Below are 16,716 nucleotides of genomic sequence, written 5' to 3'. Positions count from 1 at the left end.
ATGCTCACCGACCGCTTCGGCGCTCGCCCCACCGTCCAGTCCCGAGCCGTCCATTCCGGCATGATCTGGACGGTCCGGCGTGACACCGTCGACTTCGCCGACGGGGTCCGCTTCGACCGCGAATACATCGACCATCCCGGTGCGGTCGCCGTCCTCGCGTTCACCGACGACGCCCGCGCCGTCATCATCCGGCAGTACCGCCACCCGGCCGGTGGGTGCTTCGCGGAGATCCCCGCGGGACTGCTCGACAAGGACGGCGAGGCACTCGGGGACGCGGCCCTGCGCGAACTGGCGGAGGAGACCGGGTACGAGGCGACGCGGATCCATCACCTCCTCGACGTCTTCCCGTCGGCGGGCAGCTCCAGTGAGATGATCCGGATCTTCGTCGCTCTCGACGCCCATCCCGCCGCCTCCGTGGAATTCGACCGGACGGATGAGGAAGCGGAGATCGAGGTGGAGCTCGTGCCGCTGGGGGAGCTGGTCGACGCCGTCCTCGGCGGTGAGGTCACCAATGCGGCGCTGGGCAGCGCAGTGCTCGCCGTCTGGGCGCATCTGAACCGGCAGGGTCTGGGCGAGGCGGATGTTGCTCAGCTGGACCTGCCCGACGCCGACCGACCGCTGCCGGGCGCCTGACCCCAGCGCGCATGTCCCACCCGAGCGCAGTGACCGGTGCGGGTCAGCGGCGGGGGAGTGCCGCCTGAAGCAGCGGCGCCACCTGCTGAGCCTGCCACGGCCGCGCACCGACGGCCTCGAGCTCGCGGCGCACAGCGGCCGTATCATCGGACGCCGTCTCGTGGTTCCACACCCACTGACGCACCTGCCCGGGGGAGATCAGGTTCTCCACCGGCATGCGGATCTCCTCAGCGTGCCGAAGCAGGCGCTCGCGCACAGTCCGGTACCGCTCCTGCACCTCCGGGTGCTTCCGCGCCCACGACTTGTGGTGCGGGTGCGGGCCCTTCTCGTTCGTCTCCGGCAGATGCCCGACCCCCAGGGCGCGGGCGGCGCGGGCCGCCTGCCACCAGGCCTCGCCCTGCTTCATCCCCTTCGGCATGGCCGCCAGGAAATCCGCCTTCGTCCGCATCGACGCCTTCACCATCGCCATCAGGTGCTTGTCGCGCACCACCATGAACGGAGCGATGTCCGCGGTCCGCGCCATCTCATCGCGCTTCGTCCACAGGGCACGGGCGATCGCGAGCTGCTTGCGGGACCGCAGTGAACTGACCCCGCTGAGGGACCGCCACGGCTCATCGGGAACCTCCGGGTGGGAGAACCGCATCTCGTGGTGGAACTCCTGCAGGGCCCATTCCCACTTCCCGTCGTGGCGCAGACGCTCCGTCAGCGCGTCCCGCAGCGGCAACAGGTACTCCACATCGAGAGCGGCATAGGCCAGCCAGGAGGTCGGCAGGGGGCGCTTCGACCAGTTCGAGGCGGAGTGCTCCTTCGCCAGGCGCACCCCTATGAACTCCTCCACTACGGCACCGAGGCCGACGCGCTCCAGACCGAGGAGCCGACCGGCGACCTCCGTATCGAACAGCCCCGCGGGCTCCATTCCGTCCATCGCCAAGGACGGCAGGTCCTGCCGGGCGGCATGCAGCACCCAGGTGCGGGAGTTCATCAGCTCCACGAAGCTGCGCGGCAACCGCATCGCCAGCGGATCCACCAGCACGGTGCCTGCGGATTCGCTGCGCACCTGGATCAGGTACGCCTTCGCGCTGTACCGGTAGGAGGAGGCGCGCTCCACATCGACCGCGAGGTCCTCCTCGGCCGCCACGCGGTCGCACCACGCCAGGAGCTGCTGGATCGTGGTGGTGAGCTCAGGAGTGCCGCCGGCTGGTTCGCGCACCAGCGGCGCCGCCGGCGCCGGGGCTGCCGCGTCACCGGCACGGCCGGTGCGAGCAGCATCCGCGGACCCGGTATCGGCAGGGGAGCCGGAGGACGCCGGGGCATCGTCGGCGGCGGCTGAGGAGAAGGGCCGCCCGGACCGAGCGCGGGACTGGGAGCGGGCGCGGCTGCGGGAGCGCGTCCGGGTGCGTGAGGAGGAGCGGGGAGATTCAGAGGTCATCGGCTCGAAGAGGGGGTCGGGCGGACGCGAGGTCGACCGGACGCGGCGGGAGGCCGCCGGCCGCTGCAAGGATCTGCGTCCAGGAGGCGAAATGGGGCTCGAGGTGGTGCTCGTCCGGTGTCCACGAGGCACGGATCTCCACATCCACCGAGGTTGGGCGGGCAGCCAGCGCGCCGTAGCTCTGCGACACCACCCGGGTGATGGTGCAGCCGAGCTCATGAGCGGACGCGCCCATCGATTCCAGCGACTCCGTCACCCAGGACCAGGCGACGTCACCGAGCATCGACTCCACAGCGAACTCAGGCTCCAGCCGGGCCTGCATCAGCGTCACCACGCGCAGGTCGCCCTGCCATGAGTCGTTCCCGGCAGGGTCGTACAGCACGATGAACTTTCCGCTGGCGACCTCCTCATCGTCATCGCCGATGAGCTCAGCGGACGCCGCCCACGTGAACGGGGCGAGGCGGGAGGGAGCGGGGATCTCGTTCCACTCGACCTCCCGGCGCACGCGGACTGTCGAGAGAGCATCGGTCAGGGCCTGGAACGCCGCACGATGCTGAGGGAACTGATGGACTGCCACGCGAACACCCTAACGGCGCGCTGTTCCCGGATCGCGGCGGCGCGCCGCACGCGCCGACCGGATATGGGGCCGGTCGCGACGATCGCCGGTGTTCTCAGGCGGCGTCGTCGGAATGGACCAGGCAGATCGAATTGATGCAGAAGCGCTCATCCGTGGGGGTGGGGAAGCCCTCTCCCCGGAACACATGCCCGAGGTGGCTGCCGCAGGCCCGGCACCGCACCTCGGTGCGGCGCATCCCCAACGAATCGTCATCGAGCAGCTCCACCGCGTCGGAATCCGTCGGCGCGTAGAACGCCGGCCAGCCGCAGTGCGCGTTGAACTGGGTCTCAGCGGTGAAGAGCTCCGCGCCGCAGCCTCGGCACGCATACGTCCCCGACGGACGGACCTCCTCATATTCGCCGGTGAAGGGCCGCTCCGTGCCGCCCTCGCGCAGAACATGGAACTCCTCAGGGCTGAGACGCTGACGCCACTGCTCGCCGCTGAGCGCCAGGGGATAGTCGCCGTCGCCGATCCGGTGCGTGCTCATGGGTGGACTCCTTTCACTGCGGGCGCGCCGGTGCCGCACCCGCCGGGGTGGGGTAGAGGTGCAGGAACGTCGCCTCCACCGCGTCCTCCACTGTATGCGCCCACTCGTCGGCGAACTCATGGTCGCGCACGATCGGCTGCGTGAACGCCACGATCGTCATCGACGAGCACTCCGAGACGTCCGCGGAGCAGGCCGACAGGGGACGGTCCGTCACACAGCCGTCCACCACATCGCAGCCCGCCGCGGTGAACGCCCGCGTCAGTGACGACAGGATCTCCTCGGGCTCCGCCTGCTCGCGGCCGTGCTCAGCACCCCGCAGGAGGGCCATCTCCTGCGGGAAGCGGTCGGCGAAATCGGAGAGGCCCAGCACGTCGACGGTGTCCAGCACCAGGTTCCGGGTGCGGGAGGAGTGCACTCGCAGACGAGCCGACGGGCGGCCGCCGTCCCGCGGGTCGATCCCGAGGAACGTCAGGGCATTGAGCGCATCGATGGAGTCGATGGTGCAGTCGGCGACCACCACGAGATCGGGGCCGCACTGCTCGGCGAGGGTGCACATGTCACCGATCGTAGACCCGGCCCCTGCACCATCTGCACCCAGGCCCGTCCCGTACCCTGACGAACATGACCAAGGCCTCCCGTATCGCCGTCGCCAGCACCGTCGGCGCCGGTGCGTTCGCCCTCTCCGCGGCCGGAGCAGCAGCGGCCGCCACCATGGTCGCCCGGGCGCCCCTGACCCCCGTCGCGTCCGAACCGCCCCTGCTGACCGTTCAGCACGCCGATGTCCACTGCGTCACCCTGACCGCGTCCCGCTCGGCCGAATGGCCCGGCGTCTTCGGCATCCGCCAACAGGGCGGCGCCGTCCACGCCCGCATCGGCGACATCATCGCCAAACCCACGCCCACCACGGTGGTGCGGCGCATCCTCGCCGCCGACACCCGCGAGCACCTGGCGCCCGGACCCGCCGCCCGCAACGGCCTGTTCTGGGCCGGCACACCCATGCACGCCCACGGCATGCCCTTCCAGGACGTCACCATCGACTCACCCGTGGGCTCCATGCCGTCCTGGCTGGTCCCCGGCGCGGCCCCCAGCGCGGGCGGCCCGGACCCCGCCCGCACGTGGGCGATCACCATCCACGGTCACGGCTCCGTCCGCGGCGAAGGCCTGCGCGTCCTCCCGCTGCTGCACGCCCTCGGCCTCACCACGCTGATGGTTTCCTACCGCAACGACGCCGGAGCCGCCCCCTCACCCGACCGCCTCCTCCACCTCGGTGCCCAGGAGTGGGAGGACGTCGACGCCGCCATCGCGTTCGCGCTGCGGCACGGTGCTCGCCGCATCCTCCTGATCGGCTTCTCCATGGGCGGCGCCATCGCTCTGCGCACCTCGTTCTTCTCCGAGCACCGCGACGTGATCGACTCCCTCATCCTCGACGCCCCCGCGGTCGACTGGGAGGTCATCCTCGAGCACCACACGCGGCTCCGACGGGTTCCGCAGCCGCTCGCGCTCGCGGCCCGCAGCCTGATGACGCACCCGCGCTGGTCACGCTCCGTCCGCCTGCTGGAGCCGATCCTCCTGAACGAGATGACCACCGACTACGCGGCAGACGCGCTGCGCCACCCCACCCTGCTCATCCACTCCCGCGAGGACGAAGTCGTCCCCTACGAACCGAGCAGGCTCCTCGCCCACTCGCGCCCCGACCTCGTGCACCTGCGCACCTGGGACATGGCCTCCCACACCCGGGAATGGAACCTCGACCCGGCGCGCTGGGAGAGCCAGATCCTCACCTGGATCCAGCAGCGCTCCGCCGGAGCGGGGTTCCCGATCAACCGCGTGGACCCGTCGGCCCTCCCGATCCGTCAGCCCAGCGCCCCAGCCCAGCCGCTGTCCTCCGGTCGCAGGCTCTGAAGCCGGGAGCCACCAGCGCCCCGGCGTCAGTCGCGGTCCCGCACGTACCGATGAAGAGTGGCGCCGCGGCCCACCAGCATGTCCGACAGCTGCCACTGCGCGTCATGCTCCGCCCCCCGCACGATCCGCGTGTGCTCGCCGCCCACCGTCACATGACTGGTGGACACGCACAGCTCGTCAACTGCATCGGCTTCCAAGAACAGCGCGTTCACTGACGGGCCGCCCTCCACCTGGATGCCCACCCAGCCGCGCTGCGCGAGCTGCTCGATCAGGTCCAACGGCTCCTCGAACGTCACCACGTTCTCCGTGGGGAAACCGGAGGCCTCGATCACCGCATCCCGCTTCCCCCGCGAGGTCGCCAGCAGGGTCGGCCACGACGGATCCACCGCCCCACCCAGGTCCCCACTGCCCGTCAGCACCACCAGCGCCGGAAACTCCGTCCCGCTCGGCCGCCTGCTGGGAGAGCGCAGGGACTTCCGGCCGCCCGGCCGCTTGTAGTCCTCCGCCCGCACAGTCTCAGCGCCCGCAACGATCACATCGGGCATCGCCCTCAGCACCACCAGGTTGAAGAAGTCAGTCGGGTTCCCCAGAGACGCACTGGTCCCGTCGGCCCCCGTGGCGGAACCGTCCACCGAGGAGTTCATCATCACCCGCACCGTGGTGCGCTCCGGATCGAACTGGTACAGGTCCGCGAGCTCCTCAGCACCCGCATCGTCCATCGGCACCGTGGCAGCGGCACCGTCGGTGAACGCACCATCGCGCAGCACCATGTGCACACTGTCCTTCTGCACCCCGTCGGCGGTCATCGCACTCTCCAATCCTCCGCGCAGGAAAAGGGCCCGGCACGGCTCGCGGGCTCCTGGGATCGCCTCCAGCATAGTGAGCAGACCCAGACCCCTCCGCCGTACACTGAACGCCGTGACCACAAGCCTGACCTCCCGATTCCCCACACCCGCACCGGGCGAACTCGTCGCCCAGCTCGTTCCCCCGCCGCGCTTCCAGCAGGCCCGCCTGGACAACTACATCCCCGACCCGGACTACCCCTCCCAGGAGGCGGCGAAGCAGTCCCTGCAGCAGTTCGCGTCCCGCCTCACCGCTCAGCCCAGCAGCAGCCGGGGCGGCGTGCTCAGCATGTTCGGCAGGAAGAAGGGCCCGGCCGCAGCCCACGGCCTCTACCTCGACGGCGGCTTCGGAGTCGGCAAGACCCACCTGCTCACCGCCCTCTTCCACATTGCACCCGGACGGCCCCTCTACGGCACCTTCGTGGAGTACACCAACCTCATCGGCGTCCTCGGCTTCACCCGCGCCGTCGAGGAGTTCTCCACCGCCAGCGTCCTGTGCATCGACGAGTTCGAACTCGACGACGTCGGCGACACCCTCCTCATGACGCGCATGATCCGTGAGCTGTCCGACCGCGGCGTCCCCGTGGTCGCCACCTCCAACACCCTCCCCGACGCACTCGGCGAGGGCCGCTTCGCCGCCCAGGACTTCCTCCGCGAGATCCAGGCCATGGCCGACCGCTTCGATGTGCTCCGCATCGACGGCCTCGACTACCGCGAGAAGGACCGCATCGACGACCCGCCCCAGCTGGCCGACGACCAGGTCCGCAGCGGCGCTCGCGGTGACAGGGTCAGCCTCGACGACTTCGAACCGCTCGCCGAGCACCTGCGGGAGGTCCACCCCTCCCGCTACGGCGCGATGATCGAAGGGATAGAGCGCTGCCACATCGTGGGGATGGAGCAGGTCAGTGAGCACAACCGCGGGCTGCGTCTCGTGGTTCTGATCGACCGCCTCTACGACCGGGAAGTGCCGGTGGCACTGAGCGGGGTGCGGGTGCCGGAGCTGTTCACCGAGGACCTGCTCAACTCCGGTTACCGCAAGAAGTATCTGCGCTGCCTGTCCCGCCTGGGGGCGCTGCAGGCCGACGGGGCCCGCGCGCTCGTGTGAGGCGCGGCGTGCACCGCCCACTCGTGGCCCGCGCCGGCGGTGCTGGCGCGGGTGCGGGCTCTGGAACAGCGAAAGGGCCCCGGTTACCCGGGGCCCTTTCCTCGTGGAGCGGATGACGAGACTCGAACTCGCGACCCTCACCATGGCAAGGTGATGCTCTACCAGCTGAGCTACATCCGCATGGGTCGGCCGGAGCGTGCTCCGACGAAAGAAGACAGTAGCCAGGCCCGTCAGGGCCGCGCAAATCCGCAGGCTGCTTCGTGGTCGGGGTCACGGCCGAGCGGGCCGAATGTGGCGCTCGCCGCAAACTGCCCGTTTTCGGCCTCTGCGAATTTGTCGCCGCTCGGAAGTCGTGTAATGTTGTTCAGGTCGTTGAGGGAGCAGGCCGCTCCGGAAACGCACCGGCAGACCCGGGCGATTAGCGTAGTGGTAGCGCGCTTCCTTCACACGGAAGAGGTCACTGGTTCGATCCCAGTATCGCCCACGTCACATATGAATAGTGATCTGCGGATGTAGCTCAGTTGGTAGAGCATCACCTTGCCATGGTGAGGGTCGCGAGTTCGAGTCTCGTCATCCGCTCGGAGAACTTCGGTTCTCGCACGGTGGGTTGGCCGAGAGGCGAGGCAACGGCCTGCAAAGCCGTGTACACGGGTTCGAATCCCGTACCCACCTCGCAACAATGGGCCCACGGGTCCTGCATACGGGCGATTAGCGTAGTGGTAGCGCGCTTCCTTGACATGGAAGAGGTCACTGGTTCGATCCCAGTATCGCCCACCCACGAAGAAGACCCCCTTGGTTCGCCGAGGGGGTCTTCTGCATGACAGGCGCAGGGGAACCCGACGGGGTCCGCGCATCGCAGCTCTCAGGCCAGCCGTGCGAGCGCGCTGCGCGCTGCCGCCTGCCCTCCCAGGCCGTGCACACCGGGCCCCGGCGCGCTCGAGGCCGAGCACAGCAGCACCTCAGCATCCTCGCCGCCCGGCGCCCAGCCCGGCAGGGTCGCCAGATGGTGCGGATCCGTCGCGAGGAACGGCCGGGCCCCCAGATGCGGCAGAGCCGTGCTGCCGCCCGCAATGTCCCCGCCGGTCAGGCTCCGGTTGTGACCCGTCATGCGCGAGGCCGGAACGCCCCGCGCCGCCACCACCAGGTCTCGGACGCCCGGGGCGAACCGCTCCAGCTGTGCCAGCACCAACGGCACCGGATCCACCGGGCAGCCCAGCGGCACGTGCGCATACGCCCACACCGGCCGCAGCCCTCGCACCTCCCGCGAGGGATCCGCCCCCGCCGGATCGCTCACCAGCACCACCGGGGCCTCCGACAGCCGACCCTCCGCCACCTCCCGCTCGGCCGTGTTGATCAGGGTCGCCGACCCGCCCAGATGCACCGTCCCGGCGCGCGCAATCCCCGGCGCCTGCTGTGCGGCCGCCCACGGGATCGGCCCGGACAGCACCAGGTCCGCCTTCGCCGCCGCCCCCGCCGACGGAGGGAAGACCTGCAGACGGCGGGTGAGCCGGCGGGAGGCGGCGGACCTCGCCCACGGAGCCAGCAGTCGACCGGCCGACGGGGCAGGCAGATCCAGCAGCACCACCCTCGACGGCGGGAGCTGATCCAGTGACGTGACCGGCGCGTGCGTCACCACTGAGCCGCCGAGCTCGGACAGTTCCGCGATCCACGCGGTGACCAGGGACTGCGAGCCGCCGCGGGGGATCGGCCAGCCGCCGGTGTGGGCGAGGGAGCCGAGCAGCACAGCCGTCCCGATCGCCGTGGGGGAGGAGAGGGGGCTGATCGCATGGGCGCCGACCCCCGCGAGGAGCGCGCCGGCATCGTCGCCGCTGCGGACGGAGCGGTCCGCCAGGGCAGCTGCCCGGCCCAGCAGCGCTGCCGTGCGGGCACCCGTCGGTGAGGTGATGGCGCGCAGGCGCTGCTCAGCCGTGCCGAGCATCAGAGCCATCACGTCCGGTCCATGAGCGGCGAGAGAGGAGAACACGTCGGCCCACACTCGCCCGCGGCGCCCACCGATGAGATCTCCCGTCGCAGCGGCGCTGCGCATCGCAACCGCTGCCCTGCCGCCGTCCAGCGGATGCGCGTACGACGCCTCCGGCGCGATCATGTCCACACCACGGGCGCGCAGCCACTGAGCTCCGATCGCCGGACTCGCCAGCGCCAGCGGATGCACAGCCGAGCAGACGTCATGGACGACCCCGTCGGCCAGCCCCAGATCGAGCGTGCGCGCCCCACCGCCGGGGGTGGCCTCCGCCTCCAGCACGAGCACCTGCATGCCCCGTCGGGCCAGAGTCAGTGCGCCGAGCAGGCCGTTCGGGCCGGAGCCGACCACCACCGCATCCCACGGTCCCGAACAGCCGCGGAGCACGGCCGGATCGACGGCTGGGCGTGGCATGTGATCCATACCGACAACCCTAGCTGTGAGCGCCCCCGGTGCATCGTTACACTGGACGGCAGAGCCGGCATGGTAGGTCGGATCCCCTCAGCGATAAGGAGCTCACGTGTCCCAGATCAGCATCGTCCTCAACGGAACGCCCACCACCGTCGAGGGAGGGACCACCGGCACCGAGCTCTTCGAATCTCAGCGGGACATCGTCGCCCTGCGCGTCAACGGTGAACTGAAGGACCTCTACGCGGAGGTCGCCGACGGCGACCAGGTCGAAGGCGTGGAGCTCACCAGCGACGACGGCCTGATGATCCTCCGCCACTCCACCGCGCACGTCCTCGCGCAGGCCGTGCAGCGCATCAACCCCGAGGCGAAGCTCGGCATCGGCCCGCCGATCCGCGACGGCTTCTACTACGACTTCGATGTGGAGACCCCGTTCACCCCGGAGGACCTCAAGGCCCTCCAGAAGGAAATGGTGAAGATCGTCAAGGAGGGTCAGCGCTTCCAGCGGCGTGACATCCTCGACCCCGATGCCGAGCAGGAGCTCGCCTCCGAGCCGTACAAGCTCGAGCTCATCGGTCTGAAGTCCAACGCGTCCGAAGCCGCCGAAGGCGCCAGTGTGGAGGTCGGCGACGGCGGCCTGACCATGTACGACAACATCAACCGTCGCGACGAAGTCGTGTGGACTGACCTCTGCCGCGGCCCCCACCTGCCGTCCACCAAGCTCATCGGCAACGGCTTCGCCCTCACCCGCTCCGCCGCCGCCTACTGGCGCGGCAGCGAGAAGAACCCGATGCTGCAGCGCGTCTACGGGACCGCCTGGCCCACGAAGGAGGAGCTGCGGGAGTACCAGGAGCGCATCGCGGAGGCGGAGCGCCGCGACCATCGTCGCCTCGGCAGCGAACTCGACCTCTTCTCCTTCCCGGACGAGATCGGCTCCGGCCTGCCCGTGTTCCACCCCAAGGGTGCGATGATCCGCATGGAGATGGAGGACTACTCTCGCCGCCGCCACGTGGAGGACGGCTACTGCTTCGTCAACTCCCCGCACATCACCAAGGCACAGCTGTTCCAGACCTCCGGCCACCTCGACTGGTACGCCGAGGGGATGTACCCGCCGATGCACGTGGACGAGGAGCGCAGCGCCGAGGGTGAGATCACCCGCCAGGGCCAGGACTACTACCTGAAGCCCATGAACTGCCCGATGCACAACCTCATCTTCCGCTCCCGCGGCCGGTCCTACCGCGACCTGCCGCTGCGGCTGTTCGAGTTCGGCACCGTGTACCGCTACGAGAAGTCCGGCGTGGTGCACGGCCTCACGCGCGCCCGCGGCTTCACGCAGGACGACGCCCACATCTACTGCACCCGCGATCAGATGAAGGACGAGCTCACCCGCGTGCTCGAGTTCGTCCTCGACCTGCTCAAGGACTACGGCCTCAACGACTTCTACCTCGAGCTCTCCACCAAGAACGAGGAGAAGTACGTGGGTGACGACGCCGTGTGGGAGGAGGCGACTCGCACCCTCGAAGAGGTCGCCACCGCCTCGGGCCTCGAGCTCGTTCCGGACCCGGGCGGCGCCGCGTTCTACGGCCCGAAGATCTCCGTGCAGGCCCGTGACGCCATCGGACGCACCTGGCAGATGTCCACCATCCAGCTGGACTTCAACCTGCCGGAGCGCTTCGACCTCGAGTACACCGCGTCCGACGGCTCCCGGCAGCGCCCCGTGATGATCCACCGCGCCCTCTTCGGATCCATCGAACGCTTCTTCGGTGTGCTGCTGGAGCACTACGCCGGTGCGTTCCCGGTGTGGCTGGCCCCCGTGCAGGTGGTCGGCATTCCCGTGGCCGGCGACTTCGCTCCCTACCTCCACGAGGTGGCGGACAAGCTCCGCAAGCGGGGAGTGCGCGTGGTCATCGACGACTCCGACGACCGCATGCAGAAGAAGATCCGCACCCACACCAAGGAGAAGGTGCCGTATCTGCTGATCGCCGGCGGAGAGGATCAGGCCAACGGCGCCGTGTCCTTCCGCATGCGCGACGGCTCCCAGGACAACGGCATCCCCGTGGACGAAGCCGTGGAGAGGATCGTCCGCTCCATCGCCGAGAAGGAGCAGGTGTGAGCACTCCGCTCCCGCACGACCCGGACACCGCCCGCGTCCCCGCCTCCGGCGAGGGCGCGGGCGCGCCCGCATCCGAAGCCCCCTACCGGTTCGCCGGGGCGCCCGATTCCATGCAGCGCCTGTGGACGCCGCACCGCATGGCGTACATCGACGGGGCGGGCAAGCCGTCCTCCACGGACGCGACGGACGAATGCCCCTTCTGCTCCGCGCCCGACCGGACCGATGAGGACGCCCTGATCGTCCACCGCGGACAGAGCGCCTTCGTGATCCTCAACCTCTTCCCCTACAACTCCGGTCACCTGCTGGTGTGTCCGTTCCGGCACGTCGCCGACTACACGGACCTGACCGAGCAGGAGGTGCACGAAGTCGCGGAGCTGACCCGCACAGCCATGCGGGTGGTCCGCTCCGTGTCGAAACCGGCCGGGTTCAACCTCGGCATGAACCAGGGGGACGTGGCCGGCGCTGGGATCGCCGGGCACCTCCACCAGCACGTGGTTCCCCGCTGGTTCGGCGACGCGAACTTCCTGCCGATCATCGGCCGCACCAAGGCTCTGCCGATCCTGCTGGACGACACCCGCCGTGCCTTTGCCGACGCCTGGCCGAAGGACGGCGCGTGAGAAACGCCCACGACTACGACTATGACGTCGAGCGACCGGCCGGCTCCGCGGACCGACCGCTCACCAACGGCTCCCGCACGGCGCACCTCGACGTGCGCCGCAGGCGCTGGCCGCGCTGGATCGTGTTCGGGATGGCCGCCGCCGTTCTCGCCGTTGCAGCCCTGCTGCTGCTCGTGTTCGTGTTCATCCCGATGGGGTTCGGAACGGCGCTGGCCGCCGGCACGGCCTCACTGCTGCCGCTGGCGATCGTCGGCGTCGGCATCTGGTGGCTGGACCGCTACAACCCGGTGCCGCGCGGAACGATGGTGTACGCGTTCGCGTGGGGCGCGATCGGCTCCGTTGTGCTCACCCTCATCCTGGGCACCGCGGTGCAGCTGCTGCTCGCTGTGCAGCGTCCGGAGCCGACGGAGCAGCAGTTCATCAGCGCGGTGATCCAGGCGCCCGTCATCGAAGAGCTGATGAAGTCCGCCGGACTGCTCGTGCTGCTGGCGTTCGGCCGGCGGTACATCGCCGGGCCCGTCCAGGGCGTCGTCTACGCCATGCTCATCGCCAGCGGATTCGCGTTCACCGAGAACATCACCTACTTCGCTCGCGCCCTCGATGCCGCCGGCATCACCGGCAACTCCACCCTGTTCTGGACCATGCTGCTGGTGCGCGGCGTGCTGTCGCCCTTCGCGCACGCCGCCTTCACCTCACTTGCAGGGCTCGCGTTCGGCATCGCAGCCGAGCGCCGCTCACCCCTGCTCGGCCTCACGCTCGGTCCCGCCGGGATCGCGCTCGGGATGTGCCTGCACGCCCTGTGGAACGGCTCCTCCTTCCTCGTCCCCGCCAGCCGTCAGGACGGCGGCTTCGGCAGCTTCCTGCTGACCTATTCGCTGATCCAGGTGCCGATCTTCGTGGTGCTCGCCGGTGTGCTGATCGCGCTGCGACTGCGGCAGCGCCGGATCGTGCGCCGTCGCCTCGGAGAGTACGCGGCCGCGGGCTGGTTCACCCCCGGTGAGGTGGACATGCTCGCCGGCATCCGCAGTCGCCGTCGGTCCCTCGTGTGGGCGTCCGAGCAGGGAGCAGTGGTGCTGTGGGCGATGCGGGCGTTCCACCGCACGGCCCTGACGCTCGCCATGCAGCGGCAGAGCGGGGGAGCGGACGCCGGGGCCGCCGCCCGCCGCACAGAAGCGGAGCTGCTGACCGATCTGGTGTCCGAACGGCGCCTGATCTCGTCCCTGACGCTGCCGGTGAACGGCGCATCAGGTGGGACCACTACAATGGATTCCTGACCCCGGCGCACGGGGTCCCATGGAGCCTGCCTCCACACCCCTGCGCCCCCGTTCGCCGACAGACAGAGGGAGCATCGATGGCCGGTCATTCCAAATGGGCAACCACCAAGCACAAGAAGGCGGCACTGGACGCCAAGCGCGGCAAGCTCTTCGCGAAGCTCGTGAAGAACATTGAGGTCGCAGCGCGCATGGGTGGACCTGACCCGGCCGGCAACCCGACCCTCTTCGACGCCATCCAGAAGGCGAAGAAGAACTCCGTGCCGAACGACAACATCGACCGCGCGGTCAAGCGCGGCGGTGGCCTGGACGGGTCCGGTGTCGACTACGAGACGCTCTGGTACGAGGGCTACGCGCCCGGCGGTGTCGCCGTCCTGGTCGAAGCCCTGACGGACAACAAGAACCGCGCTGTCTCCGAGATCCGCCTCGCGTTCAACCGCGGCGGCGGCAACATGGCCGACTCCGGCTCCGTGTCCTACATGTTCGCCCGCAAGGGCGTCGTCGCGGTGGCCGTCGAGGGCAACACCGAGGACGAGCTGCTCGAGATCGTCCTGGACGCCGGCGCTGAGGAGATCAACGAAGAGGGCGATGTCTTCGAGATCATCTCCGAGCCCGGCGACTACGTGGCGGTCCGCACCGCCCTGCAGGAGGCGGGCAAGGACTACGAGAGCGCCGAGGTGCAGTTCGTGCCGTCCATGAAGACCGAGGTCGACCTCGACGGTGCGAAGAAGGTCCTCGGCCTCATCGACGCCCTCGAGGACTCCGACGACGTCCAGAACGTCTTCACCAACCTCGACATCCCCGACGACGTCGCCGCGCAGCTCAACGACTGATCGGATTCCATGCGCGTTCTCGGCATCGACCCGGGTCTGACCCGGTGCGGTTTCGGAGCCGTCGACGGCGGGGCCTCTCGCTCCGCCGTCTTCGTCGGCGCCGGCGTCATCACCTCCTCCAGCGCGGACACGATCGACCAGCGCCTGCTGGAGATCCACACCGGCCTGGAGCAGGTGATCGAGGAGTACGCCCCGGACATCCTCGCCGTGGAACGCGTGTTCTCGCAGAACAACGTCGGCACCGTCATGGGCACGGCGCAGGTGTCTGGACTGGCGATCGTGCTCGCCGCCCAGCGCGGCATCCCCGTGGAGATGCACACTCCCTCCGAGGTGAAGCGCGCGATCACCGACAACGGACGCGCCGACAAGAAGCAGATCCAGGCCGTGGTGGCCCGGCTGCTGGGGCTCGCCGAAGCGCCGAAGCCGGCCGACGCCGCCGACGCGGTCGCCATCGCGATCACCCAGCTGTGGCGCGGACGCGGCACCGTTCGCCTGGACCGCACCGGAGCGGCGCGCACCAGCGCGCAGGCGCAGTGGGCCGACGCCGAACGACGAGCCCGGCGCTCCCGAGAAGCCTCCACATCCCACTGGTGATCAAACATGTGTTCTAGGATGGGTTCGTGATTGCAACTCTGAACGGCACCGTCAGTGCCATCGGCCTCGATGCGCTTGTGGTGGAGGTCGGCGGCATCGGCTACCTCGTCCACTCCGCTCCGCAGACCCTCGAACAGGCCCGGCACGGCCAGGCGATTCTGCTCCACACCGAACTGGTGGTGCGCGAGGACTCACTGACCCTGTTCGGGTTCCTCACCGCTGAGGAGACCGACCTCTTCCGCACCGTCCAGTCCGTCTCCGGGATCGGGCCGCGGATCGCGCTCGCTGTTCTCGCCGTGTTCACCCCCGGCGAGTTCGGCCGCGCCATCGTCAGCGATGACGTCAAAGCGCTGACCCGGGTGCCCGGCGTCGGCCCCAAGAGCGCCAAGCGGATCCTGCTGGAGCTGAAGGAGAAGGCGGCGCGCTTCGCTGCGTTCGGCAACGAGGAGGCCCCGTCGGGCCCCGAACCCGACGAGGAGACCGCGGCGCTGCCCCCGAACGCGGCCGACGTGGTCACCGCGCTGCTCGGTCTCGGCTGGTCGCAGAAGCAGGCGGAGGACGCCGTCACCAGCGTCCTGTCCACCATGAGCGAGGACGAAGCGCGCCTCGCGGAGTCGTCGCTGCTGCTGCGTCTGTCGCTGCGCAGCCTCGGAGGTCAGCGATGATCGAACGCTCCAGCAGCCCCGAGGGGGCGCCGCGTCCCGGTGGGGGAGGGCCGACGGGTGCCGACGCGGACGGCCGGGACCTTGTGCGCGCGGAGGCCGCCGCTCTGGAGCGCGCCGCCGAAGGGGCGCTGCGGCCGAAGGACCTCGGGGAGTTCGTGGGGCAGACCCGCGTGCGCGAACAGCTGTCCCTGGTCCTGGACGCCGCTTCCGCGCGCGGCCGCTCTCCCGAACACATGCTCCTGTCCGGACCGCCCGGGCTCGGCAAGACCACGCTCGCCATGATCATCGCCCGCGAGCTCGGGGCGCCGCTGCGCATCACCTCCGGTCCCGCGGTGCAGCACGCCGGTGACCTCGCCGCGATCCTCTCCTCCCTCGAGGAGGGCGAGGTGCTGTTCATCGACGAGATCCACCGCCTGGCCCGCCCGGCGGAGGAGATGCTCTACATGGCGATGGAGGACTTCCGCGTGGACGTCGTGGTCGGCAAGGGAGTGGGCGCAACCGCCATCCCGCTGGAGCTGCCGCCGTTCACCGTGGTCGGGGCCACCACCCGGGCCGGTCTGCTGCCGTCCCCGCTGCGGGATCGCTTCGGATTCACCGGCCACCTCGACTTCTATTCGGCGGCTGAACTCGCCCAGGTGATCGAGCGCAGCGCGGGTCGGCTGGAGATCGCCGTCGATCCTGATGCCGCCCACGAGATCGCCTCCCGATCCCGCGGCACACCCCGCATCGCGAACCGTCTCCTGCGCCGCGTGCGCGACTTCGCCGAAGTCCGCGGAACCGGGGACATCACCATCGACTCCGCTCTCGAAGCCCTGCGCGTCTATGAAGTGGACCAGCGGGGGCTGGACCGCCTGGACCGTGCGGTCATCTCCGCCCTGTGCACCAAGTTCGGAGGCGGCCCCGTCGGCCTGTCCACTCTGGCGATCGCGGTGGGGGAGGAGACCGAAACCGTGGAGACCGTGGTGGAGCCCTTCCTCGTGCGAGAAGGTCTGCTCGGCCGGACACCGCGTGGACGCATCGCCACCCCGGCCGCGTGGGAGCACCTCGGCCTGGCCGCGCCGCCGCAGTCCGCGCAGTGGGGCGCGCAGCCCGCCCTCACCGACGACCCCGGGGACGACATAGGTCTCGGACGATTCGCCTGAGGCTGCTCTCGCAAACACCGTTCCGCCCGATACAGTGGACGGTGCACTGTGCGCGGCCGCTGAGCCGCTCGCACTCAT

Annotated in this window: 16 protein-coding genes and 5 tRNA genes; 14 read left to right on the top strand and 7 right to left on the bottom strand. The window is 69.8% G+C overall.

What is annotated here, in order from left to right; all coding sequences use genetic code 11:
* The gene (locus MHY20_RS03255) at nt 1–633 is read left to right on the top strand and encodes an NUDIX hydrolase (protein ID WP_239374708.1); all 633 of its coding nucleotides are present in this window, start codon (nt 1–3) and stop codon (nt 631–633) included.
* Between the two features lie 43 nt (nt 634–676).
* On the opposite strand, the gene MHY20_RS03250 is transcribed toward MHY20_RS03255, so the two are convergent.
* The 4 genes from MHY20_RS03250 to MHY20_RS03235 form a co-directional block, all read right to left on the bottom strand.
* Nucleotides 677–2,062: an HRDC domain-containing protein gene (locus tag MHY20_RS03250; RefSeq protein WP_183374766.1), complete on the bottom strand. Its 1,386-nt coding sequence runs from the start codon at nt 2,060–2,062 to the stop codon at nt 677–679.
* Nucleotides 2,052–2,639 carry a DUF3000 domain-containing protein gene (locus MHY20_RS03245; RefSeq protein WP_239374705.1) on the bottom strand — a complete coding sequence of 196 codons (588 nt, stop codon included), beginning with the start codon at nt 2,637–2,639 and terminating at the stop codon, nt 2,052–2,054. The genes MHY20_RS03250 and MHY20_RS03245 overlap by 11 nt, the downstream gene beginning before the upstream one ends.
* Before the next feature lie 94 nt (nt 2,640–2,733).
* On the bottom strand, nt 2,734–3,165 hold the full coding sequence (gene msrB, locus MHY20_RS03240) for a peptide-methionine (R)-S-oxide reductase MsrB (RefSeq protein WP_183374757.1): 432 nt from the start codon (nt 3,163–3,165) through the stop codon (nt 2,734–2,736).
* A gap of 13 nt (nt 3,166–3,178) precedes the next feature.
* A complete protein-coding gene (locus tag MHY20_RS03235; protein ID WP_183374755.1) occupies nt 3,179–3,721 on the bottom strand; it encodes a hypothetical protein in 543 nt (180 codons plus the stop codon).
* Between the two features lie 65 nt (nt 3,722–3,786).
* Here MHY20_RS03235 and MHY20_RS03230 point away from each other — a divergent pair, with 65 nt between their 5' ends.
* Nucleotides 3,787–5,067: an alpha/beta fold hydrolase gene (locus tag MHY20_RS03230; RefSeq protein WP_239374701.1), complete on the top strand. Its 1,281-nt coding sequence runs from the start codon at nt 3,787–3,789 to the stop codon at nt 5,065–5,067.
* 26 nt (nt 5,068–5,093) lie between these two features.
* On the opposite strand, the gene MHY20_RS03225 is transcribed toward MHY20_RS03230, so the two are convergent.
* Nucleotides 5,094–5,873, bottom strand: coding sequence for a dihydrofolate reductase family protein (locus MHY20_RS03225; protein WP_239374698.1), 780 nt, complete (start codon nt 5,871–5,873; stop codon nt 5,094–5,096).
* Between the two features lie 112 nt (nt 5,874–5,985).
* Here MHY20_RS03225 and zapE point away from each other — a divergent pair, with 112 nt between their 5' ends.
* Nucleotides 5,986–7,014: a cell division protein ZapE gene (gene zapE / locus MHY20_RS03220; RefSeq protein ID WP_239374695.1), complete on the top strand. Its 1,029-nt coding sequence runs from the start codon at nt 5,986–5,988 to the stop codon at nt 7,012–7,014.
* 104 nt (nt 7,015–7,118) lie between these two features.
* Here the strand turns inward: zapE and MHY20_RS03215 are convergent.
* Nucleotides 7,119–7,194: transfer RNA gene (locus tag MHY20_RS03215), tRNA-Gly, on the bottom strand.
* A gap of 232 nt (nt 7,195–7,426) precedes the next feature.
* On the opposite strand from MHY20_RS03215, the gene MHY20_RS03210 reads away from it, so the two are divergent.
* The 4 genes from MHY20_RS03210 (at nt 7,427) to MHY20_RS03195 (ending at nt 7,788) form a co-directional block, all read left to right on the top strand.
* A tRNA-Val gene (locus MHY20_RS03210) sits at nt 7,427–7,498 on the top strand.
* A gap of 22 nt (nt 7,499–7,520) precedes the next feature.
* Nucleotides 7,521–7,593: transfer RNA gene (locus tag MHY20_RS03205), tRNA-Gly, on the top strand.
* A 22-nt stretch (nt 7,594–7,615) separates the two neighbouring features.
* A tRNA-Cys gene (locus MHY20_RS03200) sits at nt 7,616–7,686 on the top strand.
* 30 nt (nt 7,687–7,716) lie between these two features.
* Nucleotides 7,717–7,788, top strand: a tRNA-Val gene (locus MHY20_RS03195).
* A gap of 88 nt (nt 7,789–7,876) precedes the next feature.
* On the opposite strand, the gene MHY20_RS03190 is transcribed toward MHY20_RS03195, so the two are convergent.
* Nucleotides 7,877–9,409, bottom strand: coding sequence for an NAD(P)/FAD-dependent oxidoreductase (locus tag MHY20_RS03190; RefSeq protein WP_239374692.1), 1,533 nt, complete (start codon nt 9,407–9,409; stop codon nt 7,877–7,879).
* 106 nt (nt 9,410–9,515) lie between these two features.
* On the opposite strand from MHY20_RS03190, the gene thrS reads away from it, so the two are divergent.
* The 7 genes from thrS to ruvB all read left to right on the top strand — a co-directional run bounded on the left by thrS (nt 9,516) and on the right by ruvB (nt 16,638).
* The gene (gene thrS, locus MHY20_RS03185) at nt 9,516–11,516 is read left to right on the top strand and encodes a threonine--tRNA ligase (protein ID WP_239374690.1); all 2,001 of its coding nucleotides are present in this window, start codon (nt 9,516–9,518) and stop codon (nt 11,514–11,516) included.
* 110 nt (nt 11,517–11,626) lie between these two features.
* Nucleotides 11,627–12,133, top strand: coding sequence for an HIT domain-containing protein (locus MHY20_RS03180; protein ID WP_183375356.1), 507 nt, complete (start codon nt 11,627–11,629; stop codon nt 12,131–12,133).
* Nucleotides 12,130–13,407, top strand: coding sequence for a PrsW family intramembrane metalloprotease (locus MHY20_RS03175; protein ID WP_239374687.1), 1,278 nt, complete (start codon nt 12,130–12,132; stop codon nt 13,405–13,407). The genes MHY20_RS03180 and MHY20_RS03175 overlap by 4 nt, the downstream gene beginning before the upstream one ends.
* Nucleotides 13,408–13,484: 77 nt before the next feature.
* Nucleotides 13,485–14,237, top strand: coding sequence for a YebC/PmpR family DNA-binding transcriptional regulator (locus MHY20_RS03170; RefSeq protein WP_239374684.1), 753 nt, complete (start codon nt 13,485–13,487; stop codon nt 14,235–14,237).
* Nucleotides 14,238–14,246: 9 nt separating this feature from the next.
* Nucleotides 14,247–14,831 carry a crossover junction endodeoxyribonuclease RuvC gene (gene ruvC, locus MHY20_RS03165; RefSeq protein ID WP_183374746.1) on the top strand — a complete coding sequence of 195 codons (585 nt, stop codon included), beginning with the start codon at nt 14,247–14,249 and terminating at the stop codon, nt 14,829–14,831.
* Between the two features lie 26 nt (nt 14,832–14,857).
* The gene (ruvA, locus tag MHY20_RS03160) at nt 14,858–15,496 is read left to right on the top strand and encodes a Holliday junction branch migration protein RuvA (RefSeq protein WP_239374682.1); all 639 of its coding nucleotides are present in this window, start codon (nt 14,858–14,860) and stop codon (nt 15,494–15,496) included.
* On the top strand, nt 15,493–16,638 hold the full coding sequence (gene ruvB, locus MHY20_RS03155; protein ID WP_239374680.1) for a Holliday junction branch migration DNA helicase RuvB: 1,146 nt from the start codon (nt 15,493–15,495) through the stop codon (nt 16,636–16,638). Before ruvA ends, ruvB begins: the two co-directional genes overlap by 4 nt.
* Nucleotides 16,639–16,716 lie beyond the last annotated feature (78 nt).

Origin of the sequence: Helcobacillus sp. ACRRO, from assembly GCF_022347125.1 — a bacterium.
Classification (GTDB): Bacteria; Actinomycetota; Actinomycetes; order Actinomycetales; family Dermabacteraceae; genus Helcobacillus; species Helcobacillus massiliensis.
The sequence above is the reverse complement of the archived record's forward strand: the minus strand, read 5'-3'. Positions and strand labels throughout refer to the sequence as shown.